This window comes from Hafnia sp. (assembly GCF_036648275.1).
GTDB classification, from domain to species: Bacteria; Pseudomonadota; Gammaproteobacteria; order Enterobacterales; family Enterobacteriaceae; genus Hafnia; species Hafnia alvei.
Window position 1 is genome coordinate 99,770 of sequence record NZ_JAVXIQ010000005.1, and the last position, 17,893, is coordinate 117,662.

Sequence of the window (17,893 nt, forward strand, 5' to 3'; positions counted from 1 at the left end):
TTGCGTATTGGGATTATCTGGATATAGATATATGCAGTTTGTAACGTCATCTTTAATATGATGACGTTACAAATAGAGAAGGTTAAATGCCGCTATTATTTCTCATGTCGTTGACGCAGATTATTAATCACCGCACTGAGGTCCAGATCTTGATCCTGTAGTAATACCATCAGGTGATACATCAGGTCTGAGGCTTCATTCACCAGTTCATCACGGTCGTGCACCGTGGCGGCTAGCGCGGTTTCCACGCCTTCTTCTCCTACTTTCTGCGCGATACGTTTGGTGCCGCTGGCGTACAGACTTGCGGTATAAGAGCTTTTCGGATCGGCATTTTTACGCTCTGCCAGCAACTGTTCTAACTGGAACAAAAATACCCAGTCGGAGGCGGCAGGAGAGAAACAGCTGCTGGTGCCTTTGTGGCAGGTTGGGCCCTGAGGCTCCGCCAATACCAGCAACGTATCGTTATCGCAGTCGGGCGTGATGCTGACAACGCTGAGGTAGTGGCCTGAGCTTTCGCCTTTGGTCCACAAGCGCTGTTTAGTACGCGAGTAAAACGTTACGTGGCGGCTACGATTGGTTTCATCGAGTGCTTCGGGCGTCATATAGCCTAGCATGAGCACTTCGCCGGATACCGCGTGTTGAACGATCGCAGGCATCAGGTTATCAACTTTGTTCCAATCTAATTGTTCTTTCTGCTGTTCAGATAAAAAGGATTCTTTTAACACAAGCGGATCTCCACACCTTGTTGCGACAGATAACGTTTCAAATCGCCAATATTGATAATTTGTTTGTGGAACACCGAGGCGGCCAGCGCGCCATCAACGTCGGCGTCGCGAAATGCTTCAAGGAAGTGCTCTGGTGTACCCGCACCGCCGGAGGCGATCAGCGGCACATGACATACGTCGCGAATCAGCTGTAGCTGACGAAGATCGTAGCCGTTGCGCACGCCGTCTTGGTTCATCATGTTTAACACGATCTCACCGGCACCACGCTTTTGCACTTCTTTAACCCAATCAACCGTTTGCCACGTGGTGGCTTTGGTGCGTTGTTCGTCACCGGTAAATTGATAAACCTGATAGCTGTCGCTTTCGGCATCAAACCATGTGTCGATCCCCACCACGATGCACTGCACGCCGAATCGGTCGGCGAGGCGAGAAATTAAATCAGGATCGGCCAGCGCCGGAGAGTTGATGGAAATTTTATCTGCGCCAAAGGTTAAGATTTGCGAAGCATCTTCAATGCTTTTGATCCCGCCAGCGACGCAGAAGGGAATATCAATCACTTCCGCCACACGTGATACCCAGCTTTTATCCACTACGCGTCCATCGGAAGAGGCGGTGATGTCATAAAACACCAGCTCATCGGCACCTTCCTGCGCATAGCGTTGAGCGAGCGGCACGATATCGCCGATAATTTCGTGGTTACGAAACTGAACGCCTTTGACCACTTGGCCATCGCGTACGTCCAGACAAGGAATTATGCGTTTTGCCAACATGCGATAGCCTCCTTCACGGTGAATTTTCCTTCGAGCAGGGCGCGCCCCACAATAACGCCTTTAACGCCGCTGCCGCGTAGGGCCGCAATATCCTCTAGGCTACCAATGCCGCCGGATGACTGAAACGCCACCTGCGGATAACGCGCGCACACTTCTTGATACAGCGCCACGTTGGAGCCGCTGAGCGTGCCATCTCGCGAAATATCGGTGCAAAGCACATGCTTGAGGCGATAAGGCAGAAACGCATCGACGATTTGTTCAAGCGTGACGCCGGAATCTTCCTGCCAGCCGCTGACCGCAATATTTTTGCTGCCGTCAGCCGCGATGCGCACGTCCAGCGCTAGAACCAGCGCATCGGCACCAAAACGGGTAAACCACTGTTTCACGACATCAGGTTGACGCACCGCCGTGGAGCCGATGACAACGCGTGCAGCGCCCGCTTCAAGCAGCGCTGCTACGTCGTCTTCACTGCGAATTCCACCACCAACCTGCACGGGAACGGAAACACCGGCCAGCAGTTTGCGCAGCAAGGGGATCTGGCGTGCTGCCGGATCTTTGGCACCGGTTAAATCAACCAAGTGCAGAACTTCACCACCTTGTTGCTGATACTCTTGCAGGCGCGGTAGCGGGTCATTGCCATAATCGCGTTGCTGGCCGTAATCGCCCTGATGCAGACGCACTACTTTTCCGTCGATAAGATCTAATGCGGGAATAATCATTGGCGTGCTGCTCCTTAAAGTGACAATTCCAGAAAGTTTTTTAACAGCTGAGCACCGGCGGCACCGGAGCGCTCAGGGTGGAATTGCACACCGAAGAAATTATCTTTTTGCACCGCCGCGCTAAAGGGCGCGCCGTAGTTCGCCTGTGCGATGGTATTTTCACACAAGGGATAGGCATAACCGTGCACAAAGTAAAAATAAGCACCGTCTTCCAGCCCTTGGAAAAGGCGATGACCGGCGAGGGCTGACACTTGGTTCCAGCCCATGTGTGGCAACGGCAGCCCATAATCTTTCATGGTTTCGACGGGAGTATCGATGATGCCTAATGTGTCGGTATTACCTTCATCGCTGCGGCTAGCCAGCAGTTGCATACCGAGGCAGATCCCCAAAACGGGCTGAGTACAAGCTTTAATCAGCTCAATCAGATTGCGTTCGCGCAGCTGTTGCATCGCGGCTTGTGACGTCCCCACACCCGGAAGAAAGAGCTTATCAGCGGTGAGCACCACGTCGGGCTCACGGCTGATTTTTGGCTCATAGCCCAGCCGTTGAATAGCATATTTTACCGAGGACAAGTTGGCGCAGCCTGTATCCAGAATCACAACGTTCGTGTCGGCCATCATAAAACCCCTTTCGAGCTTGGCAGTGTATCGCCCTCAACGCGAATGGCCTGACGCAGCGTGCGGCCAAAGACTTTAAATAAGCTCTCTACGCGGTGGTGATCGTTTTTCCCTTTGGTTTTCAAGTGCAGCGTGATCCCCATGGCATAGGCCAGAGATTGGAAAAAGTGCTCAACCATTTCGGTGCTGAGATCGCCTACACGCTGGTGGGTAAACTCGGCTTTATAAACCAGATAAGGGCGGCCAGAGATATCCAGTGCGCAGCGCGCCAAGCATTCATCCATCGGTAGCACAAAGCCAAAGCGGGAAATGCCACGTTTATCACCCAGCGCTTTTTTCAACGCTTCGCCCAATGCTAGCGCGGTATCTTCCACGGTGTGGTGATCGTCGATATACAGATCGCCTTTCACCTCGATATTCATACGGAAGCCGCCGTGGGTGGCAATTTGATCGAGCATGTGATCAAAGAAGCCGACGCCGGTACGAATGTGGCTTTCACCCTCACGATCGAGCCACACGTCAACGTTGATTGCGGTTTCACGCGTAACGCGGTTCACCTGTGCGTGGCGGTCGCGTTTAGTCAACTCTTCGGCGATCTGTGCCCAACCGCTATTTTCGGCGTTGTAGCGAATACCGGTGATGCCCATATTTTCAGCCAGCTGAACGTCTGTTTCACGGTCGCCAATGACGCGTGAGGCCGCATAGTCCATCACTTCAGGATTCAGGTACGACTGCACCAGCTCGGTTTTTGGTTTACGACAGGTGCAGTTGTCAGCAGGCAGATGTGGACAAATCAGCACGTCATCAAATACCACGCCTTGTGAGGTGAAAATCTGCATCATCAAATTATGTGGGCCATCAAAATCGGCCTGCGGAAAACTGGCCGTTCCTAATCCGTCTTGATTGGTGATCATCACCAAACGATAACCGGCCTGTTGTAGCTTCAGTAGCGCAGGGATAACGGCAGGTTCAAATGCCAATTTGTCCATGCGGTCGACCTGAAAATCAACCGGTGGTTCGCTAATTAGGGTTCCATCACGGTCGATAAAAAGAAACTTCTGGCTCACACGGCCTCCTTGCTGAATTCTTTAGCGGCTACGGCATTGGGAAAAGCGCGCAGGGCTGCAATCACTTGGTTGTTTTCTGCCTGCGTACCTATGGTGATCCTTAAGCAGTTAGACAGACTGGGTTGTTTACTTTGATCTCGTAAGATAATGCCTTGATCCCAGAGCGATTTAAACACCGCAGCGGCGGCTGAACAGCGGAAGACTAAATAGTTGCCTTCGCCGGGATAAACGGCCTCGACGCAGTCGCATTCGGTTAAGGCTTTCACCAGCAGCGCGCGGTTTTCTAAAATGGTTTGCACCCGCTGGCGCATGGCTGCCACACCGTCAGGAGAGAGCGCCTGTGCGGCGATATCAGCAACCGGTGTTGAGAGTGGATAAGGTGCAATCACCTTTAACAGCAGGGTGATCATTTCAGGGCTTCCGATCGTAAAACCACAGCGTAACCCCGCCAAAGCAAACGCTTTAGAAAGGGTACGCAATACGACCATGTGCGGGAACTCAGCCAGCCAAGGCACCAGCGTGGCGTGCGGCGCGAATTCGATATAGGCCTCATCAACCGCCACGATGGCTTTTCCAGCGGTGAGCTCTAACAGCTGGCGTAAATCAGTTGGGCTAAGCAAGTTGCCGGTTGGGTTATTAGGGCTACAGACGTAAATCAGCTTCACGCCAGCCAGATTTTGTTCAATAGCCGGTAAATCTAACTGCCAGTCTTCACGAAGTGCAACCGTGCGGCGTTCAACTCCAAAAGTTTCAGCGCTTACGCCGTACATACCGTATGTAGGTGGGCAATACAGCACCGCATCCTGACCCGGTTCACAGAATGCACGGATCAGAAGCTCAATGCCTTCATCGGCACCCCGGCTAACTAAAACCTGATCGGCGTTGACGCCAGCGTAGGACGCATAGTTATTAATCACGGCCTGTGGCTGACATTCTGGATAACGGTTAAAGGTATCGGCGCTGAGTTGATAAGCCGTGCCAATTGGATATTCGTTGGCGTTTAACCACACGTCGCCTTTACCGCCCAGACGGCGAGCAGATTGATAAGGGACTAATTTGCGCACGTTGGCGCGGGCCAATTCTTCAATGCTGGAGCTCATTAGTTTTTCTCCTTCTGCTGAGACTGGAGCGCAGCAACGCGCAGGGTGACGGCATTTTTGTGGGCGGTCAGCAGCTCTGCCGCCGCCATCGCTTCAATCACCGGTGCTAAGCCGAGTAGGCCATCGGCGCTAATTTGTTGAACGGTCATGCGTTTTTGAAAATCAGCTAAACCGAGGCTGGAATAGGTTGCGGTGTAGCCGTAGGTTGGCAGCACGTGGTTAGTTCCAGACGCATAGTCGCCCGCAGATTCGGGTGACCAGTCGCCAAGAAATACGGAACCTGCGCTGGTGATTTTGTCGATCCACTGGCGCGGCTCGCGCGTCTGGATAATCAAGTGCTCAGGGCCATAACGATTGCTGATATCGATGCACTCCGCTAATGATGAAGTGACAATCAAACGGCTTGAATCTAGCGCCTGACGGGCGATGTTGGCACGTGACAGGGTTGCCAGCTGTGCTTCCACTTCAACGGCGACGCGTTTGGCAATTTCAGCATCTGGCGTGAGCAAAATCACCTGTGAATCAGGGCCGTGTTCGGCCTGAGACAGCAAATCGGCGGCGATAAATGCCGGAGTCGCTTTTTCATCGGCGATGACCAGAACTTCAGAAGGGCCAGCAGGCATGTCGATGGCTGCGCCGTCGATGCTTTGGCTTACCTGGCGTTTAGCTTCAGTGACGTAAGCATTGCCCGGCCCAAAAATTTTATCCACTTTAGGGATCGACTCGCTGCCGAAAGCCAGTGCCGCAATGGCCTGAGCTCCGCCGACCTGAAACACCTCGGTGATGCCACACAGCGATGCGGCATAAAGGATTTCGTCGGCAATCGGCGGTGGAGAACACAAGACCACACGTTGACAGCCCGCGACGCGCGCCGGAATACCGAGCATAAATACGGTGGATAGCAGCGGCGCAGTTCCGCCGGGAATATATAAACCGACCGATGCCAGTGGGCGGGTGACCTGCTGGCAACGTACGCCGGGCTGCGTTTCGATATCAACCTCAGGCAAGATCTGGGCAACGTGGAATTTTTCGATGTTTTTGGCAGCCTGCTGCATAGCCGTTTTGATCTCTTCGCCTAAGCGAGAGGCCGCTTGATCGATCTCGCGCACGCTGACGCGCAACGTGGTGATATCGACTTTATCGAATTTGGCACTTAGCTCACGCAGTGCCGCATCGCCGCCGGATTTAACCTGTTGCAGAATTTTGGCTACGCTGGCGCTAATGGAGTCAGACGCGGCGACCGCTGGACGTTGCAATAGCGCTTGTTGCTGCTGCGCATCGCATTCGTTCCAGAAAGTGATGTTGTTAAAGTTGGTTTTCTTATCAGCAGCAATCATCGCTATTACTCCATCATTTTTTCGATTGGCAGAACCAGAATCGAGCTAGCACCCAGAGATTTCAGCTTTTCCATGGTTTCCCAGAACAGGGTTTCGCTGCTCACCATGTGCATGGCGACGCGGTTTTGGTCGCCGGCCAGCGGCAGTAATGTTGGACGTTCAGCCCCCGGCAACAGCTGAATAATTTGTTCCAGCTTGTCGCTTGGCGCGTGCAGCATGATGTATTTAGATTCGCGAGCTTGAATTACGCCTTGAATACGGGTCATCAGTTTGTCGATGAGTTCTTGTTTGGCGGCTGGCATTTCGCCATCACGTTGGATCAGGCAGGCCTTGGAGCGATAAATCACCTCAACTTCGCGCAGACCGTTGGCTTCCAACGTTGCGCCGGTAGACACCAAATCGCAGATCGCATCAGAAAGGCCAGCGCGCGGTGCGACTTCCACCGAGCCGTTCAGCAAGCATGATTTAAAGCGAATATTTTGTTTATCGAGGTATTGCTTAAGCAGGTGTGGGTAGGAGGTCGCGATGCGGGAATCTTGTAAACACTGCGGGCCGTCGTAAGGAACGTCTAACGGCATCGCCAGTGATAAACGACAGCTGCCAAAATCCAAGCGACGCAGCGTGAAGTAGCGCGGATCTTCGCCCTGAGCGCGGCGGCTCAGCAGCTCTTCTTCCAAAACGTTCTCGCCAATGATGCCCAAATCGACAACGCCATCCATCACTAATCCAGGGATATCGTCATCACGAACACGCAGAATATCGATAGGCATGTTTTCAGCGAATGCGATCAAGCGTTGCTGCTGTAGATTAATTTTGATGCCGCAGCGTGCCAGAAGCTCTTGAGAATCTTCGCTCAGGCGACCGGATTTTTGCATGGCGATACGTAAACGAGTTTTGTCTAACATGTGGCTTCCCTTAATATTTTATAAATTCTGTGATGTTATTTACTAATCTTTGGACAACAAAAAAGCCCTCGGAAGATAATCTTCCGAGGGCTCTCTTTTGCGTTCTGCGCCACTGGAAGATTGTTAACCGTCTTCCAGCACTCATCGGCCTGTCAGACTAGTCAGGATGATGGTGATGATGGTGGCTGAACTGAACGCGAGTAAGCATTTTGGTAATCCAATAATTTGGCAGACACGATTGTCTGCGTTAACTGTAAATTAACCTAAACCAAATGCAGGGGCGATGGCAACCTCTTTTTTGTGGTCATTTTTTGTTTTATCTATAGCTGGCACATGGCGAGAAAAGTTTAATATTTCGTTTTTGTTTCATTTACCCAGCATGATTGATTATTACTGACAATACTTTACTGCACGATATAGCGTGGAAATTGTATAAACAGAGAGAGTGGCGTAGCCTGATTTATATGAATAAATTGTTTTCCATGCATAATTCATCGAAATAAATGGTGCGATTAGATCGCTGGTCATGCGCATTGAGAGGGCCGCAATGAAAAAGATATCAATAGTAGGACTTGGTTGGGTTGGTATGCCGTTGGCCCTATCTTTGCTGGGGCGCGGCTATCAGGTGGTTGGCAGTAAAACCACATCAGACGGCGTTGAAGCTGCACGGATGAGCGGAATCGAATGTTATCCGTTGGTGATGACGCCTGAACTTGAGTGCGAGCAAGACGATTTAGAACAGTTGCTCGATGCCGATGCGTTAGTGATTACGCTGCCAGCCAGCCGCAAGCCAGAAGAAGGCGAGCGCTATTTGCACGCGGTTCAGCTTTTGGTGGATAGCGCTTTGGCGCATAACGTTCCACGGATTATTTTCCTCAGTTCTACCTCGGTTTATGGTGACGCCGTTGGTACCGTGAATGAACGCTCTGAGTTGCAACCTAATACCAGCGCTGGTCGTACTTTGGCTGAGCTAGAAACGTGGCTGCACGATTTGCCAAATACCTCTGTTGATATTTTGCGCTTGGCAGGATTGGTTGGCGCAGGGCGTAATCCGGGTCGTTTTCTTGCGGGGAAAACAGGTATTTCTGGGGCCAACAGCGGCGTGAATTTGGTGCATCAAGATGACGTGATTGCGGCCATTCAAATGCTGCTCAAACTGCCGCAGGGTGGGCATGTATATAACCTGTGTGCGCCGATCCATCCGACTAAGGCCGAGTTTTATCCGCCTCTAGCGCGGGCTTTAGGACTGGAGCCACCGCAGTTTGCCGATGAAGATAAACCTGCGCAGGGAAAACTCGTGGATGGCAGCTTAATCAGCAAAGAATTAGGCTTCGAGTATCAGTATTCGAATCCGACGCTGATGCCATTGAATTGATATGCGCTTAAAGTAAAAAAGCCTGTCAAATGACAGGCTTTTTTGTTGCAGAAATTAGCGCTGCGATTAGGCGCTAACGCTGCCCCACATATCGTATTCATCAACGTTTTCGATGGTGACGTTAACAACGTCGCCGATCTTCAACGTGGTTTCACCGTTGAGATAAACCGCGCCGTCGATTTCAGGTGCATCAGCCATGCTGCGGCCAATAGCGCCTTCTTCATCCACTTCATCAATGATAACGGGAAGTGTCAGGCCAATTTTGTCTTTCAGACGCTGGGCTGAAATTTGCTGCTGAAGCTGCATAAAGCGGTGGAAACGTTCTTCCTTCACTTCTTCCGGCACTTGGTCAGCCAATTCATTGGCGGTGGCACCCTCAACCGGACTGAATTTGAAACAGCCAACGCGGTCGAGTTTCGCTTCAGTCAGGAAATCGAGCAGCATCTGGAAGTCTTCTTCGGTTTCACCTGGGAATCCAACGATAAACGTCGAACGCAACGTGAGCTGCGGGCAAATTTCGCGCCAGCGTTTAATGCGCTCAAGGGTGCGTTCTACTGCGCCAGGGCGCTTCATCAGTTTAAGGATTTTTGGACTGGCGTGCTGAAGCGGAATATCCAGATACGGCAACACTTTGCCTTCCGCCATCAATGGAATGACGTCATCAACGTGCGGATAGGGGTAAACGTAATGCAAGCGGATCCAAACGCCGAGTGAAGAAAGCTGTTCACATAGGCCGATCATGCTGGTTTTCACCGGCTGTCCGTTCCAGAATCCGGTACGGTGTTTGACGTCAACGCCGTAGGCCGACGTATCCTGCGAGATAACCAGCAGTTCTTTGACGCCCGCATCAACCAAACGTTTTGCCTCATCCAATACGGAACCAATCGGACGGCTATCCAGATCGCCGCGCATGGATGGAATGATGCAGAACGTGCAGCGATGATTACAGCCTTCGGATATCTTCAGGTAAGCGTAATGTTTAGGCGTGAGTTTAACACCCTGTTCCGGCACCAGACTGGTAAACGGATTATGCGTTGGCTTCGGCACATACTGGTGTACGTGTTCAAGCACGGCTTCGTAGCTGTGCGGTCCCGTTATTTCCAAAACTTTAGGGTGAACTTCGCGGATCTGGTTCTCTTTTGCCCCTAAGCAGCCGGTAACAATCACTTTGCCATTTTCGTTGAGCGCTTCACCGATAGCCTCTAACGATTCTTGCACGGCGCTGTCGATAAAACCGCAGGTGTTCACGATAACGAGCTCGGCGTCATCGTAGCGGGGGACTACATCATAACCTTCGGTGCGCAGTTCGGTCAGAATACGTTCGGAGTCTACTAGGTTTTTCGGGCAGCCCAGAGACACAAAACCAATACGCGGTTGGTGCATATATTACGCTCACAAAATGTTCAAAGAAGAAAAACGGCTGAGATTTTACACGGGAATTTATTTTGCCTCTAGTTTTTATCATGATGGGTGCTTAGGCTAGATAAATTCGTCGCGATGTTATCAGAAATCTTGACCGATTTTTAAGGATGCATAGATGGTAATGCTCGAAACTCAAAGACTAATCATGCGGCAAATCACTGAATCAGACTGGGCGTTTTTCAGCGATCTTTACCGTGATGAGCAAGCTATGGCGCTGATTGCTGATACGCAAACAGAGCAGCAGATTTTGGCTGCTTTCGAGAGTCGCTTACCTAAATGGCGTAAAGAACTGCCCCAATGGTTGTGCTTAGTCATGATTGATCGGGACTCGGGTCAGCGAGTGGGATTAACCGGCTTTGTTTCTGAATGGATGCCATATCGTATAGCTGAAGTTGGCTTTATTATTTCCCCTAGGTTTCAACGCAAAGGCTATGGCAAAGAATCTCTCACTGCGCTTATTGATTTTGCCTTTTCACAATGTGGCTATCACAAGCTAAAGGCGGTGGTGACTTCGGGTAATGAAGCATCGCGGGGATTATTAATGCGCAGCGGCTTTCAGCAGGAAGGCTGTTTGCGACAAAATTATTTTCTACAGGGAAAATGGCATGATGACTGGGTCTTCGGCTTGTTGGCCGAGGAATATAGCAGGGGCTAACCCCTGCTAGGATTTGAGTTATTATTCAGCTAATTTCCTTTTCACAAATAGCTGAACACAGAGAAGAAGCACCAATACTCCGGCAATAACCAGCAAATGCTCGATGCGGAAATGATCGGCAAGCGGGCCGAACAGCACCATACCCAGCGGCAAAGCGCAGCAGTTGGCGACCTGCACCAAGCTGAAAATTCTACCGTGCATTTCGGGTATCACTTTTTCCTGTAGCAGAGAAGTCACCGGCGCGTTAAAGCACGGCATGGTGATCCCTATCAGGAAATTAAAAGCCAGATAAATGCTGAATTGCGGCGCGCAGCCAAGTGCGATCATGAAAAAGCCATAGGCACCGCCAGCGAACAAGGTGGTGCGTAGACGGCTGGTAAATCCTCCCCACATTGCAATCAATATTCCACCCGTAATGGCTCCGCTGCTAAAGGCCATTTCATTGATGGCTAATCGCCATGCCTCTGGGCCAAACGAACGGCTGACCATCAGGGGCGTCATAAATGCCGCAGGGCTTATCAAGATCATCATGATGATCAAGAACATAATCAGATAGCTGATAAACGGATTTTGCCGAAGGTAATGGAAGCCTTCACCGATAACCTTGATAGTCGATTTACCGTCAAGATTGCTGTTTGTGAGTTTGGCGATCTTTAACATCGACATAAATACTAAGCCAATCGCGGCGGTAATGACGTCGGCGAAGAAGATTTTCTCGATGGAGAAATAAGCATACAGCACACCGCTGGCCGCCGGTGCAATTAGCATGTTCAACGAACTTAATGTGCTGTTGATTCCATTTATCTTTATCAAGCGATCTTTTGGCACCAGTTGAGGAATGATCGCATTCACGGTTGGCGTTTGAATTCCCGTGCCAAAGGAACGAACGGCCAATACGGCAAAGATCAACCATAGCGGCTTGTATCCTAAGATAAATGCAACAGCCAACAACAGCGTTACCAGCGCGATAACCGCGTCTGAAATCATACTGACATACTTGCGGTTATAGCGATCTACCCATACACCGGCAAACAGCGAAATAACGAGCTGAGGCAAAAAACCGCACAGGGTCGAGATGGTGATCATCAGCCCTGAAGACGTAGTCAGCGTGATGTACCAAATAATGGCGTATTGCACGATGGATGAACCAAGCAGAGTCACTGTTTGGGCTGAGAGGAAAAGGGCGATGTCCTTTTTCCAATGAAGTTGTTGCGTCATGGTATTGGTACTCAATTTTTTTCAATAAAAAAGCCGGTTCGCACTGTTGGCGGCCCGGCTTAAAGATTGTTTATTTCAACAATCCGTCACGGATGTTTTGCAACATCAAGGCCACAGATAAAGCGTGGCAAGAGACATAAACCCTAAATTTCAGCTAGCAGAAATCGACGTAACTAAACGACCGATGACCTGCTGGCTGATGAAGAGTTTAAGCAGCGGATGGCTGCTGATTAGGCTCCGAACAACGCTTCATCTTTCGATTGCGCGGAGCTGCGTCTGGTGACGGATTTTTTGAAGTAGGTACAAACCATGAAATTTACTCGATACCAAGAGACAAATTCTCTTTAGATTAGGTGCGAATTATATCTGTGTAATATAGATAGGGCAAATCGTGGTCTTTTGGTGGCTACTCTAGGCTAAGGATATCGCCGGTATTAAACGGCTGAGCATTTAACCATAAGCGACCCCAACTTCCGGTACAGTGGCAACCGTAAATAAGATTGATATTTTGCTGTTGGAAATAGCGTCGGGTGCGGAGCATCTCTGGCAAACCCGCGCTACGTAAATGCAGACCGCCGATAACGGCGCTGACTTTATCTATTCCAGTGATCTGTTTGGCGTAGTCAATAATATCGCAGATGCCTGAATGCGAGCAGCCAACAATAATCACTAAACCTTGGCTTCCACGCCAGATTAAACAGCTATCGTCTCTGACATAGTCAGTTTCATAACCTGTATCATTTTCAATTAAGCCGAAGCGTTTATTGGGATTGCTGCGGGGGATTTCTCCGGCAAAAATAAAGCGTGTGCCGATGTTTACCGGTTGTCGTGAAAGCTGAAAGGGGAAATGGGTTTGTAATTGCGTTTTGTTATTTTCAGGGGATATTTTTTTTATTTTGATGGCACGAGAACCGATAAAGCCCCCCGCATAGCGTGTGAGAAACACATCGGGGTGACATATGACCTTAGGCTTGTGCGGAGTGTAGGGAATCAGATAAGGAAGCCCACCAAAATGATCGTAATGCCCGTGTGAAAGCACCACGGAAGAAACAGTACTTAAATCTATTCCTAAGCGTTGCGCGTTATGACAAAAACGCTGATCTTGCCCCGTATCAAACAGGACCCTCTGTTCGCCATCATCCAGCCATAAACTTAATCCTACGCCGCTGTTTAAATCAGCGTGACGGGTGTGATTTTCTAGCAAAACCGTAATCTTAAGCGACATCTGTCATTTGCCCGCACAGTTGATAATGACTAACTAAATTAGATATGAATCAGACAGCCGTTTTCTTCGAGCTGAGCCAGCTGTGCCGGATAGTGGCCAAATGAATTCCAACGCAGATCGAGTCGTTTAAGATTCTTGAGCGTATAGATACTGTCTGGTAATGACGTGAGATTATTTGCCCGCAGATCCAGCGTTTGTAGCTGAGTTAGAGCGGCAATACTTTCTGGTAACTCAGACAGATTATTAAATCTGAAATTAAGATCTTGCAGGCAGTTTAATTGCGTTAAAGCATCCGGAATCGATTTAATGCGGTTACCCGACACATCCAACACGCGTAGCTGAGTTAGCTGATTGATTTGGTCTGGGAACTGGCTGAGATGATTGTTCATTAAATGCAGTTCTTTGAGATTTGTAAGTTCACCAATCTTTTCAGCAAACAACGCAATTTTATTATTGTATAAGCGCAGCTCTTCTAAGGCGTGCAGGGCAAAAACGGTTTCTGGAATGCTAGTGAGATGGTTATCCGTAATATTCAGGTAACGCAGGTTATGCAGCGCTGACAGCGTTGCTGGAATATCATTGAGCTGGTTATTGCTCAAATAGAGATAGACCAATTCAGTTAGCTGTCCAAGCGTGCTGGGCAATTCAGATAATTTATTATGCCCGAGGTCGAGCATTTCCAGCGCGCGAAGCTGCCCAATAGAGTCAGGAATATGTGCGATCTGATTACAGGATATATTGAGCACCTGTAGCTTAGTTAAGCTGTCAATTTGCTCTGGATAGTCGCGTAGCTGGTTGTTATAGACGCTAAGCCCTGTCAGCCCTTCATTCAATTTAATGTTATCAAGCTGCTCAAGTTGTTGATTATCAAGATTGAGAAACGGCGCGTTAGCCTGTTCTGTCGGTGTTATTGAGCGTTGGTGTAATAGCATAGGGATGAATCCAATGAGTGAGGCTGGCAGTGAGGAGATCACTGTAGCCAGTTTGCCTCGTGATGGGAAGAAAAGGGGAGCAAAACTGAGTGCTCACAAGGATAAAATAAACCCTTTGGCGTGTTGTTTATAAACAGTGAGTTGGCGCACGTTGCTACGACGAATAGCTTCTCATAATGCCACTAACCATAATGCTACTAACGTTAACGAACTTGGGAAGAATAATGGAACCATTACATGCGGTTTGGGTCACTGTCGGGTTGTTTGTCCTCACCTTTTTTAATCCGGGAGCGAACCTTTTTGTGGTGGTTCAGACGAGCCTATCTTCTGGACGACGTGCCGGTGTGCATACAGGATTAGGCGTAGCGCTGGGCGATGCGATTTATTCTGGTCTTGGCCTATTTGGTATGGTGGCCTTGATGACCCAGTTTGAAAGCCTGTTCTCAATCATCAAAATAGCAGGCGGTGTTTATCTGCTTTGGTACGCTTACGGCGTAGTAAAAAATCAAAATGATATACAAATTGGCGGGTTGCATACGCTGGTGCCCGGCGAAGGGGCGGTATTTTTTCGCCGTGGACTGATTACCGATCTTTCTAACCCACAAACCGTGCTGTTTTTTATCAGTATTTTCTCGGTAACGCTAAGCGCTGAAACGCCAACTTGGGCCAAGTTATTAACCTGGTTTGGCATTGTGATGAGCTCGGTCATTTGGCGTATTTTCCTCAGTCAGGCTTTTTCTCTCTCGGTGGTGCGCCGTGGTTATTCACGCATTCAACGCGTGATCAGCAAGGTGATCGGTGCCGTTGTCGGGGCATTTGCGTTGCGGCTTATTTACGAAGGTGGACGCGAACTTAGCCGTTGAACTGAATCACAGGGATAAGTCGTAACACTTATTGATATTTCAACTATGCTGTTATTGGGTGGAAAATAGACATGTTGTGTGCTTTTAAGTATGACTAATCCAGTTTGGGAGTGAGAGCGTTGCTGATTTATCTCTGTAGCGCTGTAGACCACCAAGACGATCGCTTTTTTGAGTTGTATGCAAAATTGTTAGATTTATGGTGGGTTATTTAATCAAATAATCAACATTTTGTGCGATCCGTCACACTTACTCAGTCACAAGACTCTCTTGCTCGTTTTCCTCCCTAATCAGTAAGTTACCCGTAACAATTCATTTAATTCACGCCAAATCTGCCATTTCCAAACGTAGCGTAACGTAAACAAATGTTTCATAACAACACATTCAGCAAGGAAATGGTGTTAAATAACTGATAACATTTTGTAGATGGGCAATGTCATGGCAAAAGAAAAATCTGGAAGCTCAAGAAGAGATTTCCTTCTAAAAACAATAACATTAGTACCCGCAGTGGCTATCGGTGGAACAGGTATTGGCTCACTGACGGCTCCGATGGTTGCGCATGCAACTGAACCAAAAACGCCCGAAAAACATACGGCGCGTGATTACACTCCTACCTTTTTTACGCCTGAAGAATATGCGTTTGTGCAAGCAGCCGCTGCACGTCTGATCCCTAATGACGATCGCGGCCCCGGCGCGCTAGAAGCAGGCGTGCCTGAATTCATCGATCGCCAAATGAATACCCCGTATGCCACAGGTTCACAGTGGTATATGCAAGGGCCATTCAACCCTGATGCAGAACATGATTTTGGCTATCAGCTGCCGTTAACGCCGCAGCAGATTTATCGCTTGGGCGTAGCCGAAGCCAATGATTACGCCAAAAAACAGGCGGGCAAAATCTTTGCTGAATTACCGCAGGATAAACAGGACGATCTGTTAAGCCAAATGGAAGGCGGGAAAGCGGAATTTACTCAGGTTCCGGCCAAGATCTTCTTCTCTTTCTTACTGCAAAACACCCGTGAAGGTTTCTTTAGCGATCCCATCCATGGCGGTAACCAAGGCATGGTCGGCTGGACGCTAATTAACTTCCCCGGCGCACGTGCAGATTTTATGGACTGGGTAGAGCGCGGTGAACGTTATCCGTTCCCTCCGGTGTCTATTCGCGGAGAAAGAGGATAAATCATGGCGAATACAATGAAGAAAGTCGATGTGGTAGTGGTGGGATTCGGTTGGGCGGGTTCCATTATGGCGAAAGAACTCACTGAAGCCGGTTTAAATGTGGTGGTGTTAGAGCGTGGCCCGCATCGTGATACTTATCCTGATGGCGCCTATCCACAGGTAATTGATGAATTAACCTATAACACGCGCCGCAAGCTATTTCAGGATTTATCCAAAAGCACCGTGACCATCCGCCATAACGTCTCTCAAACCGCGTTACCTTACCGTCAGTTAGCGGCATTTTTGCCAGGTACCGGAACCGGTGGTGCAGGCCTGCATTGGTCTGGGGTGCATTTCCGTATTGATCCGATGGAATTGCGCATGCGCAGCCATTATGAAGAACGCTATGGCAAAAATTTCATTCCTGAAGGGATGACGATTCAGGATTTCGGCGTTACCTATGAAGAGCTTGAGCCGTATTTTGATAAGGCTGAGAAAGTTTTTGGCACCTCAGGTACGCCGTGGAGCGTGAAGGGGAAAGTGATTGGTCAGGGCAAAGGGGGAAACCCGTTTGCGCCAGATCGCTCTGACAATTTCCCGTTACCGGCTCAGAAACGCACCTTCTCTGCACAGATGTTTGCTCAAGCCGCGGAGTCTGTGGGCTATCACCCTTATGATTTGCCTTCGGCAAATACCTCAGGCCCGTATACAAACACCTACGGTGCTCAGATGGGGCCATGTAACTTCTGCGGATTCTGTAGTGGTTACGCATGCTACATGTACTCCAAAGCCTCGCCGAACGTTAACGTGTGGCCGGCTTTACGCCAAGAACCTAAATTCGAGCTGCGCACCAACTCACATGTGCTGCGCGTTAATCTGACAGATGATAAAAAGCGTGCCACCGGAGTGACCTATGTGGATGCGCAAGGGCGTCAGGTTGAGCAACCTGCTGATTTGGTTATTTTGGCTGCATTCCAGTTCCATAACGTGCACCTGATGCTGCTGTCTGGTATTGGTCAGCCTTACAACCCAATCACTAATGAAGGGGTGGTAGGCCGTAACTTTGCGTACCAGAATATTTCGACCATCAAGGCCTTCTTCAATAAAGATATTTTCACTAATACCTTTATTGGTGCCGGTGGTGCAGGTGTCGGCGTGGATGACTTTAACGCGGATAATTTTGATCACGCCAAATATGGTTTCGTCGGTGGATCGCCGTTCTGGGTGAACCAGGCAGGGACTAAACCGATTTCAGGTTTGCCAACTCGCCCAGGAACTCCAGCGTGGGGAAGTAAATGGAAAGCCGAAGTCGCTGATGTTTATCCGCATCATGTCTCTATGGATGCGCATGGCGCGCACCAGTCTTATCGTGCTAACTATTTGGATTTAGACCCTAATTACAAAGATGTTTATGGTCAGCCATTGCTACGTATGACGTTCGACTGGCAGGAAAATGACATCAAAATGTCGCAGTTTATGCATGGACGTATGCATAAAATCGCCGAGGCCATGAACCCGACGGTGATTAGCGGTTCGCCTAAAAGTGAAGGGACGCATTTCGATACCACCGTCTACCAAACCACGCATATGAACGGTGGGGCGATTATGGGTGACGATCCGAAAACCAGCGCCATTAACCGCTATTTGCAAAGTTGGGATGTGCCAAACGTGTTTGTACCGGGAGCATCGGCATTCCCACAGGGCTTGGGCTACAATCCGACCGGAACCTTAGCGGCTCTGACTTACTGGTCTGCTCGTGCTATTCGCGAGCAGTATTTGAAAAATCCAGGACCGTTGGTGCAGGCTTAAGG

General features: G+C 49.5%; 18 protein-coding genes and 1 other annotated feature. Of the genes, 5 read left to right on the plus strand and 13 right to left on the minus strand.

Going from position 1 to position 17,893, the window contains the following annotated elements; translation table 11 throughout:
- Positions 1-95: 95 nt before the first annotated feature.
- The 9 genes from hisIE to hisL all read right to left on the minus strand — a co-directional run bounded on the left by hisIE (position 96) and on the right by hisL (position 7,448).
- Positions 96-725, minus strand: a complete 630-nt coding sequence (gene hisIE, locus RSC70_RS06815; protein WP_332542096.1) for a bifunctional phosphoribosyl-AMP cyclohydrolase/phosphoribosyl-ATP diphosphatase HisIE — start codon at positions 723-725, stop codon at positions 96-98.
- Entirely contained in the window at positions 719-1,495 is a 777-nt protein-coding gene (gene hisF, locus RSC70_RS06820; RefSeq protein WP_234619020.1) for an imidazole glycerol phosphate synthase subunit HisF, read from the minus strand. Before hisF ends, hisIE begins: the two co-directional genes overlap by 7 nt.
- The gene (hisA, locus tag RSC70_RS06825; protein WP_332542097.1) at positions 1,477-2,214 is read right to left on the minus strand and encodes a 1-(5-phosphoribosyl)-5-[(5-phosphoribosylamino)methylideneamino]imidazole-4-carboxamide isomerase; all 738 of its coding nucleotides are present in this window, start codon (positions 2,212-2,214) and stop codon (positions 1,477-1,479) included. Before hisA ends, hisF begins: the two co-directional genes overlap by 19 nt.
- Before the next feature lie 14 nt (positions 2,215-2,228).
- Entirely contained in the window at positions 2,229-2,831 is a 603-nt protein-coding gene (gene hisH / locus RSC70_RS06830; protein WP_103009329.1) for an imidazole glycerol phosphate synthase subunit HisH, read from the minus strand.
- Positions 2,831-3,898: a bifunctional histidinol-phosphatase/imidazoleglycerol-phosphate dehydratase HisB gene (hisB, locus tag RSC70_RS06835; protein WP_111329239.1), complete on the minus strand. Its 1,068-nt coding sequence runs from the start codon at positions 3,896-3,898 to the stop codon at positions 2,831-2,833. Before hisB ends, hisH begins: the two co-directional genes overlap by 1 nt.
- Positions 3,895-4,998 carry a histidinol-phosphate transaminase gene (gene hisC, locus RSC70_RS06840; RefSeq protein ID WP_130994189.1) on the minus strand — a complete coding sequence of 368 codons (1,104 nt, stop codon included), beginning with the start codon at positions 4,996-4,998 and terminating at the stop codon, positions 3,895-3,897. Before hisC ends, hisB begins: the two co-directional genes overlap by 4 nt.
- Positions 4,998-6,335, minus strand: coding sequence for a histidinol dehydrogenase (gene hisD / locus RSC70_RS06845; protein ID WP_332542098.1), 1,338 nt, complete (start codon positions 6,333-6,335; stop codon positions 4,998-5,000). The genes hisC and hisD overlap by 1 nt, the downstream gene beginning before the upstream one ends.
- 5 nt (positions 6,336-6,340) lie before the next feature.
- The gene (gene hisG / locus RSC70_RS06850) at positions 6,341-7,240 is read right to left on the minus strand and encodes an ATP phosphoribosyltransferase (RefSeq protein ID WP_004095958.1); all 900 of its coding nucleotides are present in this window, start codon (positions 7,238-7,240) and stop codon (positions 6,341-6,343) included.
- A gap of 56 nt (positions 7,241-7,296) precedes the next feature.
- Positions 7,297-7,422: a sequence feature (His leader region), on the minus strand.
- Positions 7,398-7,448, minus strand: coding sequence for a his operon leader peptide (gene hisL / locus RSC70_RS06855; protein WP_102961614.1), 51 nt, complete (start codon positions 7,446-7,448; stop codon positions 7,398-7,400). (Overlaps the previous feature by 25 nt.)
- Before the next feature lie 339 nt (positions 7,449-7,787).
- Between hisL and RSC70_RS06860 the strand changes: the two genes are divergently transcribed.
- Complete coding sequence (locus RSC70_RS06860; RefSeq protein ID WP_040045844.1) at positions 7,788-8,615, plus strand: SDR family oxidoreductase; 828 nt, start codon at positions 7,788-7,790, stop codon at positions 8,613-8,615.
- Between the two features lie 66 nt (positions 8,616-8,681).
- On the opposite strand, the gene rimO is transcribed toward RSC70_RS06860, so the two are convergent.
- Positions 8,682-9,998: a 30S ribosomal protein S12 methylthiotransferase RimO gene (gene rimO / locus RSC70_RS06865; protein ID WP_063585536.1), complete on the minus strand. Its 1,317-nt coding sequence runs from the start codon at positions 9,996-9,998 to the stop codon at positions 8,682-8,684.
- Positions 9,999-10,152: 154 nt separating this feature from the next.
- Here rimO and RSC70_RS06870 point away from each other — a divergent pair, with 154 nt between their 5' ends.
- Positions 10,153-10,692, plus strand: a complete 540-nt coding sequence (locus tag RSC70_RS06870; protein WP_130997807.1) for a GNAT family N-acetyltransferase — start codon at positions 10,153-10,155, stop codon at positions 10,690-10,692.
- Positions 10,693-10,713: 21 nt separating this feature from the next.
- Here the strand turns inward: RSC70_RS06870 and RSC70_RS06875 are convergent, their stop codons facing one another.
- From RSC70_RS06875 to RSC70_RS06885, 3 genes are all read right to left on the minus strand, one after another.
- A complete protein-coding gene (locus RSC70_RS06875; RefSeq protein ID WP_130934107.1) occupies positions 10,714-11,910 on the minus strand; it encodes an MFS transporter in 1,197 nt (398 codons plus the stop codon).
- 406 nt (positions 11,911-12,316) lie between these two features.
- Positions 12,317-13,135 carry an MBL fold metallo-hydrolase gene (locus RSC70_RS06880; RefSeq protein WP_130997806.1) on the minus strand — a complete coding sequence of 273 codons (819 nt, stop codon included), beginning with the start codon at positions 13,133-13,135 and terminating at the stop codon, positions 12,317-12,319.
- Between the two features lie 38 nt (positions 13,136-13,173).
- Entirely contained in the window at positions 13,174-14,067 is an 894-nt protein-coding gene (locus RSC70_RS06885; protein WP_130997805.1) for a leucine-rich repeat domain-containing protein, read from the minus strand.
- A gap of 224 nt (positions 14,068-14,291) precedes the next feature.
- Between RSC70_RS06885 and RSC70_RS06890 the strand changes: the two genes are divergently transcribed.
- The 3 genes from RSC70_RS06890 to RSC70_RS06900 all read left to right on the plus strand — a co-directional run bounded on the left by RSC70_RS06890 (position 14,292) and on the right by RSC70_RS06900 (position 17,891).
- Entirely contained in the window at positions 14,292-14,930 is a 639-nt protein-coding gene (locus RSC70_RS06890; RefSeq protein WP_282814909.1) for a homoserine/threonine efflux transporter, read from the plus strand.
- Positions 14,931-15,365: 435 nt separating this feature from the next.
- Positions 15,366-16,103 (plus strand): gluconate 2-dehydrogenase subunit 3 family protein, encoded by a 738-nt coding sequence (locus RSC70_RS06895; protein ID WP_025800877.1) that lies wholly within the window; start codon positions 15,366-15,368, stop codon positions 16,101-16,103.
- Positions 16,104-16,106: 3 nt separating this feature from the next.
- Complete coding sequence (locus RSC70_RS06900) at positions 16,107-17,891, plus strand: GMC family oxidoreductase (RefSeq protein ID WP_234619014.1); 1,785 nt, start codon at positions 16,107-16,109, stop codon at positions 17,889-17,891.
- The last annotated feature ends 2 nt before the right edge of the window (positions 17,892-17,893 follow it).

Excerpts from the sequence above, each read along its gene's own strand:
- RSC70_RS06895 (WP_025800877.1), top strand. The coding sequence starts at position 15,366 with ATGGCAAAAGAAAAATCTGGAAGCTCAAGAAGAGATTTCCTTCTAAAA.
- RSC70_RS06885 (WP_130997805.1), bottom strand. The coding sequence starts at position 14,067 with ATGCTATTACACCAACGCTCAATAACACCGACAGAACAGGCTAACGCG.
- hisH (WP_103009329.1), bottom strand. The coding sequence starts at position 2,831 with ATGGCCGACACGAACGTTGTGATTCTGGATACAGGCTGCGCCAACTTG.
- hisG (WP_004095958.1), bottom strand. The coding sequence starts at position 7,240 with ATGTTAGACAAAACTCGTTTACGTATCGCCATGCAAAAATCCGGTCGC.
- RSC70_RS06890 (WP_282814909.1), top strand. The coding sequence starts at position 14,292 with ATGGAACCATTACATGCGGTTTGGGTCACTGTCGGGTTGTTTGTCCTC.
- RSC70_RS06875 (WP_130934107.1), bottom strand. The coding sequence starts at position 11,910 with ATGACGCAACAACTTCATTGGAAAAAGGACATCGCCCTTTTCCTCTCA.
- RSC70_RS06860 (WP_040045844.1), top strand. The coding sequence starts at position 7,788 with ATGAAAAAGATATCAATAGTAGGACTTGGTTGGGTTGGTATGCCGTTG.
- RSC70_RS06900 (WP_234619014.1), top strand. The coding sequence starts at position 16,107 with ATGGCGAATACAATGAAGAAAGTCGATGTGGTAGTGGTGGGATTCGGT.
- hisC (WP_130994189.1), bottom strand. The coding sequence starts at position 4,998 with ATGAGCTCCAGCATTGAAGAATTGGCCCGCGCCAACGTGCGCAAATTA.
- hisF (WP_234619020.1), bottom strand. The coding sequence starts at position 1,495 with ATGTTGGCAAAACGCATAATTCCTTGTCTGGACGTACGCGATGGCCAA.
- hisA (WP_332542097.1), bottom strand. The coding sequence starts at position 2,214 with ATGATTATTCCCGCATTAGATCTTATCGACGGAAAAGTAGTGCGTCTG.
- RSC70_RS06870 (WP_130997807.1), top strand. The coding sequence starts at position 10,153 with ATGGTAATGCTCGAAACTCAAAGACTAATCATGCGGCAAATCACTGAA.
- rimO (WP_063585536.1), bottom strand. The coding sequence starts at position 9,998 with ATGCACCAACCGCGTATTGGTTTTGTGTCTCTGGGCTGCCCGAAAAAC.
- RSC70_RS06880 (WP_130997806.1), bottom strand. The coding sequence starts at position 13,135 with ATGTCGCTTAAGATTACGGTTTTGCTAGAAAATCACACCCGTCACGCT.
- hisD (WP_332542098.1), bottom strand. The coding sequence starts at position 6,335 with ATGATTGCTGCTGATAAGAAAACCAACTTTAACAACATCACTTTCTGG.